Annotated in this window: 17 protein-coding genes; 5 read left to right on the forward strand and 12 right to left on the reverse strand. The window is 71.2% G+C overall.

The genetic code is table 11. The annotated features are described in order from the left end of the window. Window positions 1-79: 79 nt before the first annotated feature. The 3 genes from ACFU8W_RS30620 to ACFU8W_RS30630 are packed head-to-tail and all read right to left on the reverse strand — an operon-like array spanning window position 80 to window position 1,540. Window positions 80-421, reverse strand: a complete 342-nt coding sequence (locus ACFU8W_RS30620; RefSeq protein ID WP_384043877.1) for an MBL fold metallo-hydrolase — start codon at window positions 419-421, stop codon at window positions 80-82. Next, entirely contained in the window at window positions 418-873 is a 456-nt protein-coding gene (locus ACFU8W_RS30625) for a PaaI family thioesterase (RefSeq protein WP_384043880.1), read from the reverse strand. Before ACFU8W_RS30625 ends, ACFU8W_RS30620 begins: the two co-directional genes overlap by 4 nt. Before the next feature lie 49 nt (window positions 874-922). Continuing rightward, entirely contained in the window at window positions 923-1,540 is a 618-nt protein-coding gene (locus tag ACFU8W_RS30630; protein WP_384043883.1) for a LysE family translocator, read from the reverse strand. A 111-nt stretch (window positions 1,541-1,651) separates the two neighbouring features. Between ACFU8W_RS30630 and ACFU8W_RS30635 the strand changes: the two genes are divergently transcribed. Next, window positions 1,652-2,104, forward strand: a complete 453-nt coding sequence (locus tag ACFU8W_RS30635; protein ID WP_384043886.1) for an Lrp/AsnC family transcriptional regulator — start codon at window positions 1,652-1,654, stop codon at window positions 2,102-2,104. Between the two features lie 247 nt (window positions 2,105-2,351). Here ACFU8W_RS30635 and ACFU8W_RS30640 read toward each other — a convergent pair whose 3' ends face one another. From ACFU8W_RS30640 to ACFU8W_RS30675, 8 genes are all read right to left on the reverse strand, one after another. Then, the gene (locus ACFU8W_RS30640; protein ID WP_345516759.1) at window positions 2,352-3,848 is read right to left on the reverse strand and encodes an IMP dehydrogenase; all 1,497 of its coding nucleotides are present in this window, start codon (window positions 3,846-3,848) and stop codon (window positions 2,352-2,354) included. Window positions 3,849-4,055: 207 nt separating this feature from the next. Next, complete coding sequence (locus ACFU8W_RS30645; RefSeq protein WP_384043889.1) at window positions 4,056-4,214, reverse strand: hypothetical protein; 159 nt, start codon at window positions 4,212-4,214, stop codon at window positions 4,056-4,058. A 77-nt stretch (window positions 4,215-4,291) separates the two neighbouring features. Continuing rightward, the gene (locus tag ACFU8W_RS30650; protein WP_384043892.1) at window positions 4,292-5,398 is read right to left on the reverse strand and encodes a hypothetical protein; all 1,107 of its coding nucleotides are present in this window, start codon (window positions 5,396-5,398) and stop codon (window positions 4,292-4,294) included. A 449-nt stretch (window positions 5,399-5,847) separates the two neighbouring features. Further along, window positions 5,848-6,843: an ArsR/SmtB family transcription factor gene (locus ACFU8W_RS30655; RefSeq protein WP_384043895.1), complete on the reverse strand. Its 996-nt coding sequence runs from the start codon at window positions 6,841-6,843 to the stop codon at window positions 5,848-5,850. 488 nt (window positions 6,844-7,331) lie between these two features. Next, window positions 7,332-8,102, reverse strand: a complete 771-nt coding sequence (locus ACFU8W_RS30660) for a type 1 glutamine amidotransferase (RefSeq protein WP_384043898.1) — start codon at window positions 8,100-8,102, stop codon at window positions 7,332-7,334. Further along, window positions 8,099-8,842: an amino acid ABC transporter ATP-binding protein gene (locus ACFU8W_RS30665; protein ID WP_384043901.1), complete on the reverse strand. Its 744-nt coding sequence runs from the start codon at window positions 8,840-8,842 to the stop codon at window positions 8,099-8,101. The genes ACFU8W_RS30660 and ACFU8W_RS30665 overlap by 4 nt, the downstream gene beginning before the upstream one ends. Window position 8,843: 1 nt before the next feature. Next, window positions 8,844-9,956 (reverse strand): amino acid ABC transporter permease, encoded by a 1,113-nt coding sequence (locus ACFU8W_RS30670; protein WP_384043904.1) that lies wholly within the window; start codon window positions 9,954-9,956, stop codon window positions 8,844-8,846. Further along, a complete protein-coding gene (locus ACFU8W_RS30675) occupies window positions 9,953-10,855 on the reverse strand; it encodes an ABC transporter substrate-binding protein (protein ID WP_384043907.1) in 903 nt (300 codons plus the stop codon). The genes ACFU8W_RS30670 and ACFU8W_RS30675 overlap by 4 nt, the downstream gene beginning before the upstream one ends. A gap of 191 nt (window positions 10,856-11,046) precedes the next feature. On the opposite strand from ACFU8W_RS30675, the gene ACFU8W_RS30680 reads away from it, so the two are divergent. The 3 genes from ACFU8W_RS30680 (at window position 11,047) to ACFU8W_RS30690 (ending at window position 14,684) form a co-directional block, all read left to right on the forward strand. Continuing rightward, on the forward strand, window positions 11,047-12,087 hold the full coding sequence (locus tag ACFU8W_RS30680) for a LacI family DNA-binding transcriptional regulator (protein WP_345516749.1): 1,041 nt from the start codon (window positions 11,047-11,049) through the stop codon (window positions 12,085-12,087). A 316-nt stretch (window positions 12,088-12,403) separates the two neighbouring features. Beyond that, the gene (locus ACFU8W_RS30685) at window positions 12,404-13,582 is read left to right on the forward strand and encodes a hypothetical protein (RefSeq protein ID WP_384043910.1); all 1,179 of its coding nucleotides are present in this window, start codon (window positions 12,404-12,406) and stop codon (window positions 13,580-13,582) included. 358 nt (window positions 13,583-13,940) lie between these two features. Next, a complete protein-coding gene (locus ACFU8W_RS30690) occupies window positions 13,941-14,684 on the forward strand; it encodes an SAM-dependent methyltransferase (RefSeq protein ID WP_384043913.1) in 744 nt (247 codons plus the stop codon). A 225-nt stretch (window positions 14,685-14,909) separates the two neighbouring features. Here ACFU8W_RS30690 and ACFU8W_RS30695 read toward each other — a convergent pair whose 3' ends face one another. Further along, window positions 14,910-15,938: a serine hydrolase gene (locus tag ACFU8W_RS30695; RefSeq protein WP_384043916.1), complete on the reverse strand. Its 1,029-nt coding sequence runs from the start codon at window positions 15,936-15,938 to the stop codon at window positions 14,910-14,912. A gap of 458 nt (window positions 15,939-16,396) precedes the next feature. On the opposite strand from ACFU8W_RS30695, the gene ACFU8W_RS30700 reads away from it, so the two are divergent. Next, window positions 16,397-17,281: an LLM class F420-dependent oxidoreductase gene (locus ACFU8W_RS30700; protein ID WP_384043919.1), complete on the forward strand. Its 885-nt coding sequence runs from the start codon at window positions 16,397-16,399 to the stop codon at window positions 17,279-17,281. Window positions 17,282-17,636 lie beyond the last annotated feature (355 nt).

A 17,636-nucleotide genomic window follows, 5' to 3' on the forward strand; every position in this document is an offset into this window, starting at 1 on the left:
TCTGGCGCCGATCTGCCCTCGGGCTGCCGCCGAGGTCATCCCCGGACCGCCGTCCGATGAGTTGTCGGTGCCGGCCGCGTCAAGGAGCTGACCGAGCAGGCCACCGGCACCGGGCGAGTCGGCGTTTTCTTCGAGGCCTTCCTCCCGGCCGGCGGGCGAGGGCCTCGGCCTCCGGCGCCCCGGCGGCGCCGCTCGCCCGGAGGAGGGCGTTGCCGCCGACGTGGTCGCAGTGCCGGTGGGTGTTCACGACCGGGTCGACGGGGCCGGCGTGCGCGCGGGCCCGGGCGGCGGTCTCCTCGGCGTGGCCGACGAAGCCGCTGTCGACGAGGGCCGGCCGACGGCCGTGCAGCAGGGGCGAGTCGGCGTCCGGGAACGGCCGTTGCCACCGGGTCGTCCGGGTGGGCAGCGGCTGCGGGTTCATTGTTCGGGCCTGTTCACGCGGATCAGCGTCTGCTGCCCGTTTGCGACGAGCTTCCGTCGGCCGTCTTGGAGGCCGAAGACCTCCAGCCGGCACACGGTCAGGGTGCGCCCGGGCTTCAGGACGGTTCCGACCGCCTCGATGTGGTCGCCGACGGCGGGCGCGAGGAGGTTGATCTTGTATTCGACGGTGAGCACTTCGGTGTTCTCGGGGAACAGCGTGAACGCGGCGTAGCCGCCGGCGCTGTCCGCGATCGCGCTGGTGGCGCCCGCGTGGAAGTAGCCGTGCTGCTGGGTGACCTCGGGCCGGCTCGGGAGCGCGATGTGGACGCGGCCGGGCGCGATGCGCGTGATCTGTGCACCGAGGTGGCGCATCAGGCCCTGGCGGTCGAAGCTCTCCCGGATGCGTGCCTCTATCTCGGGGCTTGCCTGTTCCTGCTGTGTCCGGTCTTCCACGTGCTCTCCTTCGGGCGTCGCGGTGTGCGTACGGGGTGAGGCGGGTTCGTCAGCCGGCCAGGCGTTCCACCAGCAGGAAACCGCCGATGGCGATCATGATGGCACCGGAGGCGCGGGTGACCGCCCGGGCCGCGGACGGCCGGGTTCTCAAGACAGTGCGGGCCAGGACGCCGACGACAAGGTAGACGACGGCGCAGGCGGTCATGTGGAGCGTGCCGAGCAGTCCGGCCTGCGCGGCGACCGGCCAGCCCGTCGCCGGGTTGATGAACTGCGGGAACAAAGAGAAGTACAGCAGCAGCGCCTTGGGGTTGAGGCCGCTGATCCCGGCTCCCTTGAGCACGATCTGCATGCGGGAGGAGCCCACGGTCTCCACGGAGGCCGTCAAGGTGGCCGGCTGCCTCAGCACGCCCCAACCGAGCCACATCAGGTAGCAGGCCCCGGCGACGGTCAGAGCGGTGAGCAGGGTCGCCGAGCTCGCCACGATCACCACCAGGCCGGCGACGGCGAGCAGCGTGTATCCCGCGTATCCGGCTATCAGCCCGACGACCGCCGGGACCACCGAGCGGTCCCGCAGGCCCGCCGCGATCGCATAGGCCCAGTCCGCGCCCGGGGTGAACACCAGCAGGAGATCCACTGCCAGGAATGCCGCCAGCGTGGTCGTGTCCATGGATCGATCCCTCTCACGTGCTTCGTTACGTGAGGAAGGCTAGGTCGGATCAGCCCGAAAGTGTTCCCGCATTTCCCTCATGATCGCGCGTTCTGGGGGAGAATCTTCTTCATGGATGCCTTGGACCGGAAGATTCTTACCGAGCTGCAGTTGGACGGCCGTCTCACGGTGACCGAGCTGGCCGCCCGCGTAAAGCTGAGCGTCTCGCCGTGCCACCGCCGCCTGCGCGACCTCGAACGCGAGGGCGCGATCCGCGGCTACCGCGCAGTTGTGGACCCGGCCGCCGTGGGCCTCAACTTCGAAGCCCTCGTCTTCGCCACCCTGCGCTGGGAGGACCGCGACACCGTCACCACCTTCGAAGAGGCCGTGGCCGCCGTCCCGCACGTACTGCAGGCCCAGCGCCTGTTCGGCGAACCCGACTACCTCCTGCGCGTCGCCACTACCGATCTGGCCGCCTTCCAGCAGCTCTACGACCAGCAGCTCGCACGGCTGCCCGGGGTCCAGCGCCTGACCTCCACCCTCGTGATGAAGCACGTCGTCGACGACCGCCCCCTGCCCGAATAGCCGTCCGCCGGGCGCACTGCGCCGTACGCGCGCTCGCCTCGCGCTGTCGGCACTGCATGGTTGCCGTGCTCGTCGACGGCGGTCTTGCCGGCACGGCTGTGAATACGGTGCCGGCCAAGGCTCTCGGTGCCGTTCGCGGGCGGGCAGCAGCCGGTGCGCAGACCGAGAACTACTGAGAGGAGGGGGCTGTTTCGACTGTGCGCTGTTCCCCTCCCACCCGTAGTCCTCGATGGACCTCGGCAGCTCGTCAGGAGACCGTCGCCGGGGTGTCCCGCAGGGTGACGTTGGCGTGGCTCTCCTGGAAGCTCTGGTCCGAAACGAGGGTCAGCCGGGCCGTGGACTGGAACTCCGGCAGGGTGGCGGAACCGCAGGAGACCATCGTGGTCTTGAGCTTGGCGACGGTCAGGGCGAGTCCTTCGTTGAGGTCGCCCGCGTAGGGGACGTAGCCGTCCACGCCTTCCTCGAAGACCATCCCCTGACCGCCCTGACCGTAGCGCTGCCAGTTACGGGCACGGTTGGAGCCCTCGCCCCAGTACTCCTTCACGAAGCCGTCACGGGTGGGCAGTTTCGCGCCGGCCGCCTGGTCGAATCGCGCGAAGTAACGCCCCATCATGACGAAGTCCGCCCCCATCGCCAGCGCCAGAGCCACGTGGTAGTCGTGCACCAGCCCGCCGTCGGAACAGATCGGCACATACTCGCCGGTGCGCTCGCGAAAGGCATCCCGCGCCGCCGCGACATCCAGCACAGCGCTGGCCTGGCCGCGGCCGATGCCCTTCTGGTCGCGAGTGATGCAGATGGAACCGCCGCCCACACCGACCTTGACGAAGTCCGCCCCCGCCTCGGCGAGGAAGGTGAACGCCTCGCCGTCGACCACGTTGCCGCCGCCGACCGGAATCTCGGGATAGTGCTTCTTCACCCAGGTCAGGGCCTGTGCTTGCCAGTCGCTGTAGCCGTCGGACGAGTCGAGGCACAGCGCGTCCACGCCCGCCTCCACCAGGGCCGGGACGCGCTCCTGGTAGTCATGGGTGTTGATGCCCGCGCCCACGCGCAGGCGCTTGGCGGTGTCCACGACCTGGTTCGGGAATCGCTTGTTGTCCGTGTAGTCGGATCGGAACACCAGATACTGCAGGTTGCCCTCGCCGTCCAGCACCGAGAGGCAGTCCAGCCGTTCGTCCCACAGCCGGGTGTTGGCCTCGGAAAGCGTGGTGTCGGGCCCTGCATGGGGCAAGTCGGCGATGGCGGTCATCCGCCCGCTGACTGGTTCGGCCAGGTCGTGGCGTTGGGGGTGGAAATCGCGGGAGGTCACCAGGCCGAGCAGGCGGCCGGTGGCGGTCCCGTCGTGGGTGACCGCGGCGGTGCTGTGACCTGTGCGGCGCATGATGTCGACCAGGAGACCCAGGCTGTCATCAGGCCGGACGTTCGTATCGCTGGTGACGAATCCGGCCTTGAAGTTCTTCACTTGGCAGACCGCTGCGACCTGGTCCTGGATCGACTGGTTGTGGTGCAGGAAGCTCAGACCGCCGTTGCGAGCGAGCGCGATCGCGAGTTCCGGTGTGCTGACGGCCTGCATGATCGCGGACGTGAACGGGGAGTGCAGCTCGATCGTCGACGGCTCGCCCACGATGTGCCGCACCAGGGGCGTGCGCAGCTCGACCGTCGCAGGCGAGCAGTCGGTCCGGGTCCGGTTGGGCAGGAGCAGAAACTCATTGAACGTCCGTGAGACCTCGGCGATGATCTGTGCCACTCGTTCCTCCTGGCCCGTCGGCCGGGGCCCGGCTGCCCCGGCGTGAAGATCGCCCCCCGGTGTCCCAGGGCCCAGGTAGGCAGGGGCCAGCACGGCAGCCGTGGAGGTGCCACAAACTTGGCAGAGCCCTGACCAGCCCGTGGATCGAACGGGGGTCGTGGCCTGGCACCTTATCGATTGCCCAGCCGCTGCACGAATCGTGCCCCCTCACCGGCCTTCATCACCTCCTGACGGTTCCTGGGCCTCCGGGTGCGCCTCGCGCCAGGCGGCCGCCGCCCGGTTCCAGTCGTCTCCGGTCAACGCGGTGAGCGAGGCGAGGAAGCGCCCGTCCTCCTCCTTGGCGATGTGCCGGTACAGCTCGTCCACGGCGTCGAGAGCCCCCGGGGCGGCCGGCAGGCTCGCCCGCCCCAGGGGCTGAGGACCCGCGACCGGCCGCGTCGCTGTCAGGACTGGGCCAGACGCTGGAACATGGCGTCGATCTGGGCCTGGTTGGCGATCAGGGGCAGAGTGTCGAAGTACAGCTCCCACTCGCCCGCCGGACCGAAGCGCTCCACGATCCCGAAGGGGACGTTCGTGCCCAAGGGGACGTTCGTGCCCTTCGTACTGGTGACGGTGCCGTGCCACTCCACGAAGGTGTGCGTGCGGCCGAACGCGACCTGGCCCGGCTTCAGCCGGACGTCGGCGTGGTCGAAGAGCCGGCGGAGATAGGCCGCCTTGCCGTCGGCGGTCCTGAGGGGCGCGGCGAGGCCGGGCGCGGTCAGGCGGCCGGGTCCGGCGCCGCCGACGAGAGCGTCGACGTCCTCGGTGTTCCAGGCCGCGAGCCGCGCCGTGATGTCCCCGGCGCGGAAGGGGTGCGGCGCGGGGCTCCGGCCGTCGTCGGCCGCCGGGCCCATGTCCGCGTCCGGACCCGTGTCCGCGACACCCTCGAACAGGTTGCGCAGCTCCGGGGCGGCGGAGCGGAACACGGTGTACCGGTCGTAGTAGCGCCGGGCCTGGATCGTCTTGCCGTCGTCGGAGAGGACGTTGCGGGCGATCTGCGGATAGCCGACCTTGTGGCCCTTGATGGTGACCTCGTTCCACTGGCCGAACATCACCACCGCACCGTCCGCGACGACTTCGGTGCCCCGATAGCGCAGGTCCGGTGCGAGACCCAGCGAGCCGATGATGGATTTCCCGATGACGGCGTGCCCGCGCTGCGGATTGCCCCCGGCCTCCCAGAGGGTGGCCTCCGGGTCGAAGATGTCGAGATAGGCGGCGACCCGCGGGTGTTGGACCTCGCCCGGCTGCGGCGGCGTCCCGGTGGGGGTCTCGCCGAATGTGATCTGCCGCTTCATGAACGCGCAGGCGTTGGGGGTGATGGTCCCTTCCAGCGTGCCGACCTTGTCATGGACCTCCGCGCACGCGACCGGGGCCGGTGCGGCGGCGGCCGTCGCGTGCAGCGCGGCTCCCGCGTCCGTGTTCGTGTTCGTGTGTGCCGTGCCGAACGCTATCCCGGACACCATCGCGACCGTGACGGCTCCCGCACGCCCCAGCATCTGCGTACCGCGCATCTTCGACCTCTCACCCGTCGTAAGGGGAACAACCGTGACCTCAGGCCCTGGTGGAGTGCGCGTCCCGCGCTCCCCGGCCTGTGACGGCAACCCTGCCCGCGTCCGCTCCGAAGATCGATTACCTGCCAGGTAATGGGCCCCGGGGCGGGAGGGATGACGGATGGCAGGCGGTGGTGGCGGGTGGGCGTCGCGCGGGCGCGTGACAGGCGGTCGTGACGTGTGGCGGTACGGCGCGTCAGCAGGCCTGGGCCGTCGGCGGGCCCGCGGGTGTGGCGCCCAGGGGCGGGACGAGCCACTTGTCGTAGATGCCGCACTGAAGTTCCCCCGTGGGGCTGGACAGCCTGGTCCTGGGACGGCCGGTCCCGGAGGAAGCAGTTCCCGGTAGTGAGCAGGAACAGCAACACGAGCAAGCGGTGCACGGCCGGGTTCAAGCGGGACGCGGTTGGTTTTCAGTGCGTAGGCGTGGACGGTTCCTCGCCCGCCAGCAGCGCCAGTCCGAGCGGGGTCAGGCTGTGCAGGACGGACAGGCCCGTCCGGGCGGTGTCCACCAGTCCGGCGTTCCGCAGAACGGTGGCGTGCTGGCTGGCCGTTGCCAGGGAGATCCCGACACGTTCGGCGAGCTCGGTCGTGGTGGCCGGGACGCGCAGAACGGCGAGCACAGCTGCTCTCGTCCGGCCCAGCAGTGGTCCCAGCACGTCGAACGAGAAGGCCGGCTCCCCGGCGAGAAGCATCGGATGGACCAGGACCGTCGGCTTCTGCGGCCGGTACATCACCAGGGCGCTCACCGCGAACCAGGACGGTACGAGCAGCAGTCCGCGGCCGCACAGCGGTATGTCGTGCCGGGACGTCGACGGGAGGGTCAGTACGGGCGCCTGCCAGCTCCATGTGGGGCTGAGCGTGGTGAGCAGGGCGTCGACCCCGCCGCGTAGCAGCATCTCGGCGCGCACCGCCCGGTCGGCCATGGCGTCGGCTCTCACCCGAGGCCACAGGGGGGCGACCGCTGAGGTGAAGTACGCCTGGAGGTCGCGCTGCAGGGCCCGCCGCGCCGCCGGTGAGCCGTTCGCGAGCTCTCGCGCCCACCGGCTCGGCTGCTCCAGGGAACCGTTCCATCCGGGTGTGTCCGCCAGGCCCAGATCCAGGGCCAGTTGTTCGGCGGAAGTTCCGGTGACGAGGTCGAGTGCGGTGGCGAAGTCCCGGGCCGTCGGCTGTTGAAGGAAGTCCGGCAGAAATCCGTTGCGGGGAACCAGGTCGAGCAGGACTCCGGGCCGGGGGCGGGTCTTCTGCATCGCTTTGTGCCACTGGCTGAGGGCGGGGCGGGTGGGGCCCCCGGTGGCCGTCCCGCCCCGCAGACGACGCACGCTGAGCGCCGTTTCCAGCAGGGCGTCGGGAGCCTGGGCCACCGTGACCCGGCAAAGGTCGGCGTCGGTGAAGTGCAATCGGATCACGCCGCCTGATTATCGGCCCGGCCACGCCTTTGTGCGAGGGCCGAAAGGCGATGCGGCCGGATCGCGTATCGGCCGGGCTCCCGTGCGGCACGCCGGTCCATGAACTCCTGGAGGTCCCGACGATGCACGCCACCTGACGGTTCTTCTGTCTCCTCGCCGCCGCCCTCGCTGCCGTCTTCGGCGGTACTGCCGAGCGGGCCGTCGCACGCCCGCTGCCTCGTACCCACGTCGTCTCCGACGCCCCCGGCGTCCTGCCGGAGGGGATCGCCGTCGACCGGGCCGGCACCGTGTACGTGTCCTCCGACGGCACCGGCGCGCTGTGCCGCGGCCGTGTCGTGCCCGGGTGTTCGCGGTGCGCACCGGGAACCGTGTGGGGGGCGCGGGGGGTGTGGTGGTTTCGGGGCCCCCTGTCGACCGGTTGCCCGGCGGGGAGGACCGGTTGGACCGGCCACGCCCGCAGCCCGACCGGTCCGACCGGCGTCGGGCCCTCAGGGCAGCCGCTCCACTGGAACGCGCTGTCGGGCAAACGGGCCCGGACCGTCGGCAACAATGCGCCCCCACTGCTCGGCGAAAGCCCCCCAGAGCGTGCGCAGTCGCGTCTCCTCGCGCCCCACCTCGGCAACGACTGCGCCCGGTTCGAGGCCCAGGGCGTGCAGCGGACCGACGTCCGCCGCACCCCAGGTGCGTATGTCGTCGGCCAGCACCTCGGGGTGGAACTGAACACCCCACACAGCCGTGCCGATCCGGTACGCCTGGTGGGTGCAGCGCTCGCTGGTGAGCAGCGCAACGGCGCCCTCGGGCAGGGTGGCCGTCTCCTCCCAGTGCCACTGCACTGCGCGCAACCAGCTGTCCTGGTCCACGAGGGGCGCGAACAGTGGGTCGGTGAAGGCTGTTTGATGGGATATCAGGTCGTTGAGTCCGACCTCGGGCAGGGCGGCGTGCCGGACCTCGCCCCCGCAGGCCACTGTCAGCAGTTCCATGCCCAGGCAGATCCCCAGCGTGGGAAGGTCCCAGGTTACGGCCTGCCGCAGCAGTTTCCGCACCTGCGGCAGCCAAGGCGCCTGCTCCTCGTCGTACGGGCCCATGGATCCGCCGAGGACCAGCAGCCCGTGGTACGCGTCCAGGGTGCGGGGCAGTGTGTCGCCGGCCCAGGGACGACAGAGGTCGATCACCAGGCCCTGGTCGGCGAGGCGTTCACCGAACTGGGCGGGGCCCGTGCCGTCCTCGTGCTCCACGACGAGCACCCGCGCGCCGCTCACAGCCGCCCCGCCTCGACGATGCGGCGCAGGAAGGCGCGGGTACGCTCCTGCTGCGGGTCGCCGAAGATCTGCTCCGGTGGCCCTTCCTCCAGCAGTACGCCCTGATGAAGAAAGCACACCTTGTTCGACACCTCCCGGGCGAAGCCCATCTCATGGGTGGCCAGCAGCATGGTCATGCCGCCCTCGGCCAGTTCGCGGACGATGGCCAGTACTTCGGCGACGAGCTCGGGGTCGAGAGCCGAGGTGATCTCGTCGAGCAGCAGTGCGCGGGGGCCGGTGGCCAGGGCACGGACGATGGCCACCCGCTGCTGCTGACCGCCGGAGAGCCGGTCGGGCATGCTGTCGGCCTTGTCGGCCAGGCCGACGCGCGCGAGCAGGGCGCGAGCCTGCTCCTCGGCCTCGACGCGCGGTATCCCGCGCACCTGCATCGGCGCGAGGGCGACATTGCGTACCACGCTCATGTGCGGGAACAGATTGAAGTGCTGGAAGACCATGCCGACATCGCGGCGCAGCCGGTCCACATCGGTGCCGCGGCCGGAGGCGACATCACCGCCGACCCGGATCTCACCCCCGCTGATCTCCTCCAGGCCGTTGATGCAGCGCAGCAGGGTGGACTTGCCGCTGCCGGAGGCCCCGATCAGGGTCACCACCTGGTGCTGGGCCACGGTCAGGTCGATGCCGCGGAGCACGGGGGTCTGCCCGTAGCTCTTGTGCACCCCGTCGATCTCGATGAAGGCCATGTCAGGCTCCCTTGCCGCGGCGCTGCTCACGTGCCACCAGCCGGTCCACCAACCGGGCCTGCGGGATCGTGATGAGGATGAAGAGCGCCGCGACCACGGTCACCGAGGACAGGTTGAAGTGGTTGGACGCGAAGATCTTCGACTGGTTGAAGGCGTCGATGGTGCCGATGACATTCACCAGCGCGGTGTCCTTCTGCAGGCTGATGAAGTCGTTGAGCAGCGGCGGTACGACGCGGCGGGTGGCCTGCGGCAGCACCACATGGCGCAGCGTGGCACTGTGCGAGAGGCCGAGTGAACGGGCCGCCGCGCTCTGGCCGGGTGCGATGGACTCGATGCCGGCCCGGAACACTTCGGCGACGTACGCGCCGTAGGTGAGGGTGAGCGCGAGGATCGCGAACCACACCGGGCTGAGGGAGCTGAGCACCGGCACCTCGGCGAGGGGCAGTCCGAAGCCGATCAGATAGATGACGATGATCGCCGGTACGGCGCGGAAGCCGTCGATGTACGCCGTGGCGAGCAGGCGCAGCGGGCGGCCGGTACGCCCCGGCGCCATCCGGGCGAGAGCGAGCGCCAGTCCCCAGACGAGGATCAGGATCTGCGCGGCGACGGCGATGAAGAGGTTGGTGCCGAACGCGGAGGCGGTCTCCCGCAGGCTGATCCCGATCACTTCGCCGTCGAGGAAAGTGCGCTGCACGGCACGGTCATTGGCGAACAGGAACCAGATCGCGCCGAGCAGGACGAGCGCGGCCAGACACCAGCCCAGTACGGTCCGGGCGTCCTCACGGCCCTCGGACGCGGCCCGCCGGGCGTCGGCCCGCCGACCCTGGGACCAGGCCGCGGCGGCCGCGCGGCCCGAGCGCACAGCCCGCAGCGCGGGTTTCAGCAGGGTGAGCACGGCGACGGCCACGACGACCGCCCCGCCGGCGACCGGCAGGCCGGAGCCGGGCAGGACGTTGCTCACGGACTGGGCAGTGGCGGCGGTCAGTGCCACGGTGACCAGGACGGCCGCCACCGCGGCGGCCGCGAGCGGCAGCGCCGGCCGGGGCGGGGTGGCCTTCGGCGGCTCGGTCCGCTCGGCCTTCAACACAGTCAACAGATCGGAGGACACGGTCATTTGGCGCTCCACACCGCGATTGCCGCCGGGTCCCCGCCGAAGGCCTCGGCCAGGTAGGTGGAGGAGAGCTTGTCGAGCGTGCCGTCCTTCTTCATCGCGTCGATGGCCCCGTCGAGGGCGGCGGAGTTCTTGCCGCCCTTGGGGTACAGCGCTCCGTACGACTCGCCGGTGTCGTACTGCCCGATCACCTTGAGCTTGCCCTTGGACTCCTGGGCCTTGCCGAGCACGATGGCGACATCGGTGAGCGCGGCGTCGATCTGGCCCGCCTGGAGCGCGGCCTGCAACTCGACATCGCCCGCGAACACCTTCGGCTGGCTCTTCGGGCGGAGGCGGTCGCGGACGAAGTCGGCGCCCGTCGTGCCCTGCTTCACGCCGAGCCGCAGGCCCGCGATGTTGTCCTTGGTCACCTTGGACCCGGACTCGACCAGCACGCCGATGTCGGAGGAGAAGTACGGCGATGAGAAGTCCACGACCTTGCGGCGGGCGTCGGTGATGGAGATCTCCGCGAGCGCCATGTCGAAGTCCTGGGCCTTGCCCGCGACGAGCGCGTCGAAGGACACATTGCGCACGGTGAGCTTGGACAGGCCGGCCCGGTAGGCGAGGTTCGCGGCCATGCAGTACTCGTATCCGCTGTCGATCTGACGCACGGTGTCGCCGTTCCACCAGCCGGGGCTGGGAAGGTCACCGACCACGGTGAGAGTGCCCTTCTCGACGGTCTTGAGGTGAATCGAGCCGCGGGCGCCGGTCACCTTGCACTTGCCGTAGGCGCGGAACCCCTTGGCATCGGTGGTGTGGGTGGTGGAGTCATCGCTGCCGACCGCGGAACCGCCGCAGGACGTGAGGGCCGCGAGCAACGCGGCGGTGAGTGCGGGCAGGGCAAACGTACGGACGCTGCGCATGGAGCTCCTAGAGGAGAGGTGCCGGGAAGCGGTGGCGCCACATTGCCCAAAACGTTTTTGTACGTCAAGACCTCGAGGTCAGCGAAAGAAAAACGTTTTGGGGTTCGAGGGTGCGGACAGACCGTTCTCTGGCAGTCTTGAGGCCGCCGCGCGTCGGAGCTCGGTGGATGACACGGAAGGGCGACCAAAGCATGACCAGCCGGAAATCGGCACGGGCCGGGGAGGTCGGCCGGCGGATCGGTATCCGCGACGTGGCGCAGGCCACCGGCCTGTCCATCACCACCGTGTCCCACGCCCTGCACGGCAAGGGCCAGATCGCCCCGGCCACCCGCGAGCGCGTCCGCCGCGCCGCCGAGGAACTCGGCTACCGCCCCGACCCCGTGGCCCGCGGACTGGTCTCCGGACGCACCGGCATCCTCGGACTGGCCGTAGGCCATATGTCGGACCGCCCGTGGGCCGGCACCTACCGCCCGTACTATGCGGCGTTCTCCGCCGGCGCCACCATGACCGCCGTCGAGCGGGACTACGCCCTCGTCGTCGTCCCGAGCGATCCGGCCTCCGGGCTGTGGGCCCGCGTCCCGATGGACGGCCTCATCATCGTCGACCCGGTACGGGAGGACCCGCTGCTCGCGGACTGCGCGCGCCGCCGCATGCCGGTGGTCACCGACGGCCGCCCCATCGACCCGGGTTACGAGGATGTACCCACCGTGGAGAGCGACTTGGAGCATGGCATGGCCGAAGTCCTCGACCACCTGCGGGACTCCGGCGCCAGGCGGGTCGGTCTCCTGTCGGGCCCGGAACCCGATGCGTACACCCAGGATTCCGAGCGCCTCTACCGCGAGTGGTGCGCCGCGGCCGGCCGGCCGGCGCTCGTCGAGACACCGGCTGCCTCCGAGGATCCGGTGGAGGCGGCGCTACGGCTTCTGTCCGGCCCCGACCGCCCGGACGCGGTCCACGGCCTCAACGAGACATACGGCCAGGCCCTGGTGATCGCGGCCCGGAGGCTGAGCCTGCGCATCCCCGACGATCTGATGGTCAGCGTGATGCGCGAGAGCGACCAGTCCTGCGGCACCGAGGACTGGGATGTACCGCTGACCGCCCTGAGCCTGGACGCGCGCCGCCTGGGCGCCGAGTCCGTGACGATACTGATCGATGTCCTGGACGGAAAAGCACCGCGCAATGTGATGGTGCCGTGCACCGTCGTGGTCCGGAGGTCCACACTCCGTGCGTGAACGGTGCCGGGCTTGCAGGGGGGCGCAAACCAGGTGGCGCTGATGCGGGGTCAGGGGCGGTGGCCCATCGCTGCCGGGGCCCCATCACCGGCATCCTGGTGGAAGGCGGGGGCACCGCCCGAGGAGTTGGTGACCTCAAGACCGTGAACAGCGGATCGTGGACTCTGTACCGGGCCCACGGTCGAAGTCCTCGCCGCGGTCCCCGCGTTGCAACTCCGCATCACGCCGGGCACCGCTTGCGCCACCCACCGGGCCACGGTCACCCTGTCCTGAACGATCAGCGGGTGGCCGGGATCCGGTACGGAGGAGGACGGTCATGGGCGGCGGCAGAGGGCTGGTCTGGCGGGACGGCGAACAGCCGCTCGATGCGTGGATCGGGTGGGTGCGCACGTGTCTCGTCGGTGACGGCGGCTTCCGGGTCATCGGGGATGTGCGGTGGCCCGACGAACCGTACGGCAGGCAGCTGCACTCCGGACTCGATGCCGCCGGGCTCGCGAAGGTGTTCCGCGCTGCCGGGGTGAGAGCACTGTACGTCTCCACCACGCGCGGCCTGGCACTGTCGTCGCCGACCGTGGAGATCATGCCTGTGCCCGTGGGCCCGCCGGGCCCGCCGCTGCTACGGGCGCAGGCCGAGCCCGGCGGCAGCGTCCGGCTGGGGGCGCCCGTACGGAACTGTGCCGAACTCGACGCATGGCTGGCGCAGTTGTCTCCGCTGCTGCCCCAGCCGGTCCCCGCGCGCGGCGGGTCGGACGAGCCCTTCGCGCGGCCACTCGCCGGCGGGCTGCTGGGCCGGCCCGACGGCATCTGGGTATGTCTGGACACCTTGGAGTCGCGGCTGCGCCCGAACGGGAACCCCACGTCGGTGGTCTCGCTGGTCGCGACTGCCGAGCGGCTCGCGGGCGACACGGCGCTGCTGCGCGATCCACGGGTCGTGGAGGAGACAGCCGTCGCCAATGTGCACGAACTCGCCGAGGTTCTCGCCGCTTTGGAGCGGGTGTGGAGTCCTTTGGGTGTGCCGGGCGGATCGCCGTTCACCGGGCTCGGGATCTGGGCCGGGTCCGCAGTGGTGGGCCCGGGCAGCCGGGTGCGGGTGGTGCGGATCGAGTACGGCCGTGCGCGGCTGAGCATCGCGCGCAAGCGCCTGCCCGAACTCCTGGCCGAGGGGCCGGTCGGTGAACTCGCCCGCTGGGCGGGGCCGTTGCTGGATCCCACCGTGCACGCCACCGCGTACGCGGGCCGGCGGCGGGCTCTCGTCAAGTGGCTGGAGCGGCTGGAGCGGGCCGTGTTCGGCGGGCCGGCCCGGTGGAGTGTCTCGGGTGGGCGGGACGAGGAGGTGCCCCCCGGGTCGCTCGACGCGTCCGGGCTCGGACAGTGGCTGCACTCCCGTTTCCCTGGGCAGAGGGTCTCGGCGGGGCTCGTGACCGCCGACTCGCTCCGGCTGGACGACCGGCTCACGGCCACCGGCCGGCTGACGGTGACCGCACACGCAGCCTGAGGCAGGAAGCGGGGCGGACTCCCGAAGACGGTGTCCGTCCGGCGCCGGCTGCTGCCCGGCGGCGCGCGCCGGGCTGCCCGGTCCCGGACCCCGGGTGGCCCGGCGAGGTGGACAGCACCGGGGCAGAGCTGACCCTCGCCCCGGGTCTGCTGATGCATCCGTGTCCTGCCCGAGGTCCGGGTCCGCGAGGAGGCCGGCCACCGTGCCCTGCGTACTGCGGCGTCCCGGGCGGGACACGGGTCCGTGCCGGTACGGGGCATCAGCATCAGGACCTGTGGATCGGCGGTTGCCGCGGAGGGCTCCGGCCCGCGGACGAAATCGAGGTGCGCGCGACCTCCGGTGTTGACAAGCTGCGCCGGTGAACCGTGAACAGATCTCCAGGATCGCCCATGCTGATCACCCGATAAAGTCTCCGCTCGACGACGACTCGGTGCGCCGGCTGCTGGAACGAGGGCTCCCGCGCGGCGACGAGCGTGTACTCGACCTCGGTTGCGGGGGCGGGGAGTGGCTCCTGCGCGCCCTGGCCACGCGCCCGCGCCTGCACGCCGAGGGCGTGGACATCTCCGAGGACGCCCTGGCACAGGCCCGCCGGGCCGCGAGCGACCTCGGCGTCCAGGAGCGCCTGATCCTCCATCACCAGGAGGCCGGGGACTTCGTCTCCTCGCACTCGTTCGACCTGGTGCTCAGCGTCGGGGCCACGCATGCCTTCGGCGGTCTGCTCCCCACCCTCGAGGCGGCACGCAAGCACCTGGCTCCCGGCGGCCGCGTCCTTATCGGTGAGGGATTCTGGGACCGTGCCCCTTCCCAGGAGGCCATCGAGATGCTCGGGGACTTCACCGACCTGGCGACCACCGTGGACCGCGTCGTCGCCGACGGGTGGACTCCTGTCGGCGGGCACGTCAGCACACGCCGTGAGCTGGACGACTACGAATGGGCCTGCTGGGGGTCGCTGGCCTCGTGGGCCCTGGACCACCCTGCCGATCCGGACAGCTCGCACGCGCTCACGACAGCCACCACCCGTCGCTCCGAATGGCTGCGCGTCTACCGGGACACCTGGGGCTTCGTCTGTCTGGTCCTGCGCCGGGCGTCCGACCGCCCGTGAACCAGCCCTGGTGCTTCAGGGCCCGTCCCGGCAGATCACACCGCTGCGGCGCGGCGGCCGGGCCGGCCGCTTCCGCCGCAGGACGGCCGGTGATCGCGCGGCCGAGGTGCTTGCCACGAAAAGCCCGGAAGGCTCGGGGCAGGACGAGGGGGCTTGCCAGGACATGACCGGGGCCGGCGGGAGCCGTGGCAGTAGGCGGATGCGGTGCCCTGCGGCGGTGCGGGGTCAGGCCGTCCCGTCCAGGGCCTGGACGGCCGCCTTGGCCGCCTTCTCCACCAGTTGGACGCCGTCCGCCATGCTGACGCTGCCCCGCGACAGCACGGCCACCAGGCGGTCGTGTCCGTCCACCCGGACGAGACCGATGCTGTTGACGTCCCAGCGGCCCGTCGCGGTCCGCTGCAGCCAGCCGTTCTTCAGGCCGGTGACGGGGCCGGCCGCAGAAACGCCCCAGTCCTGGCCTGCCGCTATGCCGCCCATGAGGCCGCGCAGGTAGGCCCGGGACGCCTGGTCCAGTGGGGAGTCGGTGCCGAAGACTGCGCTCAGCAGGGCGAGCTGATCGGTCGCGGTGGTCTGGGTGAGCCCCCAGTGCCCGTCGCCGCCCCCGGTCGTGCCGGTCAGGCCGAGCCTGCGGTTGGCGGCGTTCAGGCCCGGCGCCTGGCCGATCACGCGCCACAGCGCGTCGGCGGACGCGTTGTCACTGATCCGGATCATCGACGCGGCGGACGCCTTCTCCTGCACCGTGAGCCCGCGGTGCTGGTCCTGGGCCTTGAGCAGCAGGGCCGCCAGGATGTCGACCTTCACGATGCTCGCCGTGTCGTACGTCGTCCCCGCCTGCACGCCGTACCGTGCCGCGCGGCCGTCGGCCGGATCGAGCACCGCCACCGAGAGCGAGGCGGGGGTGGCCGCCACGACCGGCGCGAGCCGCCGGGCCAGCGCCTGGTCAGGAGCCACACCGGGAGCCGCACCGGTCCCGGCGGTCCGCAGGGCCGCCACGGACACCGACGGCGAGTGCGCCACCGCGGCGGACGCGGACGGCAGCGTGAGGCTCGCGGCCGCCCGGGCGCTGCCGGGCGCCGGCTCCGCCATCGGGCCCGACCGCGGGACGGTCCGCGCCCCGTCGGCCCTGGCCGCGTCGGCGAAGCCGCCCGTCGCCGCCCAGCCGGTCATGACGAGCGCGAGCGCGGCCAGGGCGTAGCGCGAAGAGTGGCGCCGGGCGACCGTGGCGACCAGCGGAGCGAACGAATGGCGAGACATGGCGCGAGGATAAAAAGACCATCCGTGAAATTGCTGTGTCCCACGTAACAGCTACGTGACGCAATTCGTGATTCCGCACACACCCACCCATAAAAGGACTCTGAGGAAGTAGCGCCCAATGAGGTCATCGATGAACTTTTCGTGCGGGTCCAGCCGCTCACAGCGACCATGACGGGGTTCCTCTCCCGCGGCGGACGGGAATGACGGGAACGGCCGAGGAAGAAGCCCTTGCGCTGCTGGGGAGACTCGGTCGAGAGCGCGCGTCCGGTCGGCACGGGCCGTCTCGTCCGGGCAGGACCGGATGCGCTCCCCGCCGGAGGTTCGCCGAGCGGCACGCGACGCTGCGCACCCGGCGGGCCGGCGAGGGCGCGCCGCTCACCGGCGGAATACGAAGACGGGGCTGCCGCCGCTGGTACAACCGACGTCGAACCTCAGTCACCCGGCGGCAGGACGGACCCATGGGTTTCAGCGACAGCGGCGCGCACCAGGCCAGGGCAATCGGCCGGTACGGTCTGTGGACCACGGCTCTGCACGCCCCGGATTCGTCCCGCGACACGGAAGTCGCCGAGGCCGCCGCGGAATTGGAGGAACTCGGCTACGGCGCCCTGTGGCTCGGCGGCAGCGGCGTCGAGCACGCGGCGCCGCTGATCGAGGCGACCTCGGCCATCACCGTCGCCACTGGCATCCTCAGCATCTGGCGATACGAGGCGCAGGACACGGCCGCCCGCTGGTCCGCCCTGGAGGCCGCCCACCCCGGCCGGTTCCTGCTCGGCCTCGGAGTCAGCCACGCCGGGCTCGCCGAGCAGTACAAGCGCCCGTACGCGGCGATGAACGACTATCTGAGCGCACTGGACGCGGCCGAAGTCCCGGCCGGCCGCCGGGTGCTGGCCGCCCTCGGCCCGAAGATGCTCGAGCTCGCCCGCGACCGCGCTGCGGGCGCCCACCCGTACCTGGTCACCCCGGAACACACCGCCCAGGCACGTGAGAAGCTCGGCAAGGGCCCGCTGCTCGCGCCGGAGTTCACCGTGGTCCTGGAGGCCGATCCGGACCGCGCACGGGCGACCGCCCGCCGGATGCTGGCGTTCTACCTGCTCCTGCCCAACTACACCAACAACTGGCTGCGCCTGGGGTTCACCGAGGACGACTTCGCAGGCGGGGGCAGCGACCACTTGATCGACACACTCTTCGGCTGGGGTGACGAGCAACGGGTGCGCGAGCGGATCGATGCTTTCCTCGACGCGGGCGCCGACCACGTCGCCGTGCAGACGCTGGCCCCGGACGGCGATCAGGCCGCCCTGCCCCGGGAGCACTGGCGGCGGTTGGCTGCCGCGCTGGAACTTTGAAAGGTGCCGCAGGGGCCCGGCGGGCATTTCCAGGACCAGGCCGCGCCTTTCCCGGGAACGCTGCGGACCGTGAGCTGCGCGTCGATGCTGTGCGGGGTGCCGCAGCGGGCGCTCTTCGGGGTGACCCCACGCGCGCGCGAATGAGGCGCCGCTACGTGTCGAAGCCGTAGCCGCGATCGGCGAACAGCCGCCGGGGCCGGTGCGTGGGCGGCCGCGCAGCCCCGAAGCCATTGCAGCGGCACTCAGGGCGACTGCGTCGAGGTGACAGCCCGCCCTGCCCCGGCATGATCCCCGTACAGGGGATCCGAGATCCCCGACGGCCCCGTCGGGATCTCACCCGCACACCGGACGAAGC

Origin of the sequence: Streptomyces sp. NPDC057565 (assembly GCF_042801455.1) — a bacterium.
Classification (GTDB): Bacteria; Actinomycetota; Actinomycetes; order Streptomycetales; family Streptomycetaceae; genus Streptomyces; species Streptomyces yanii.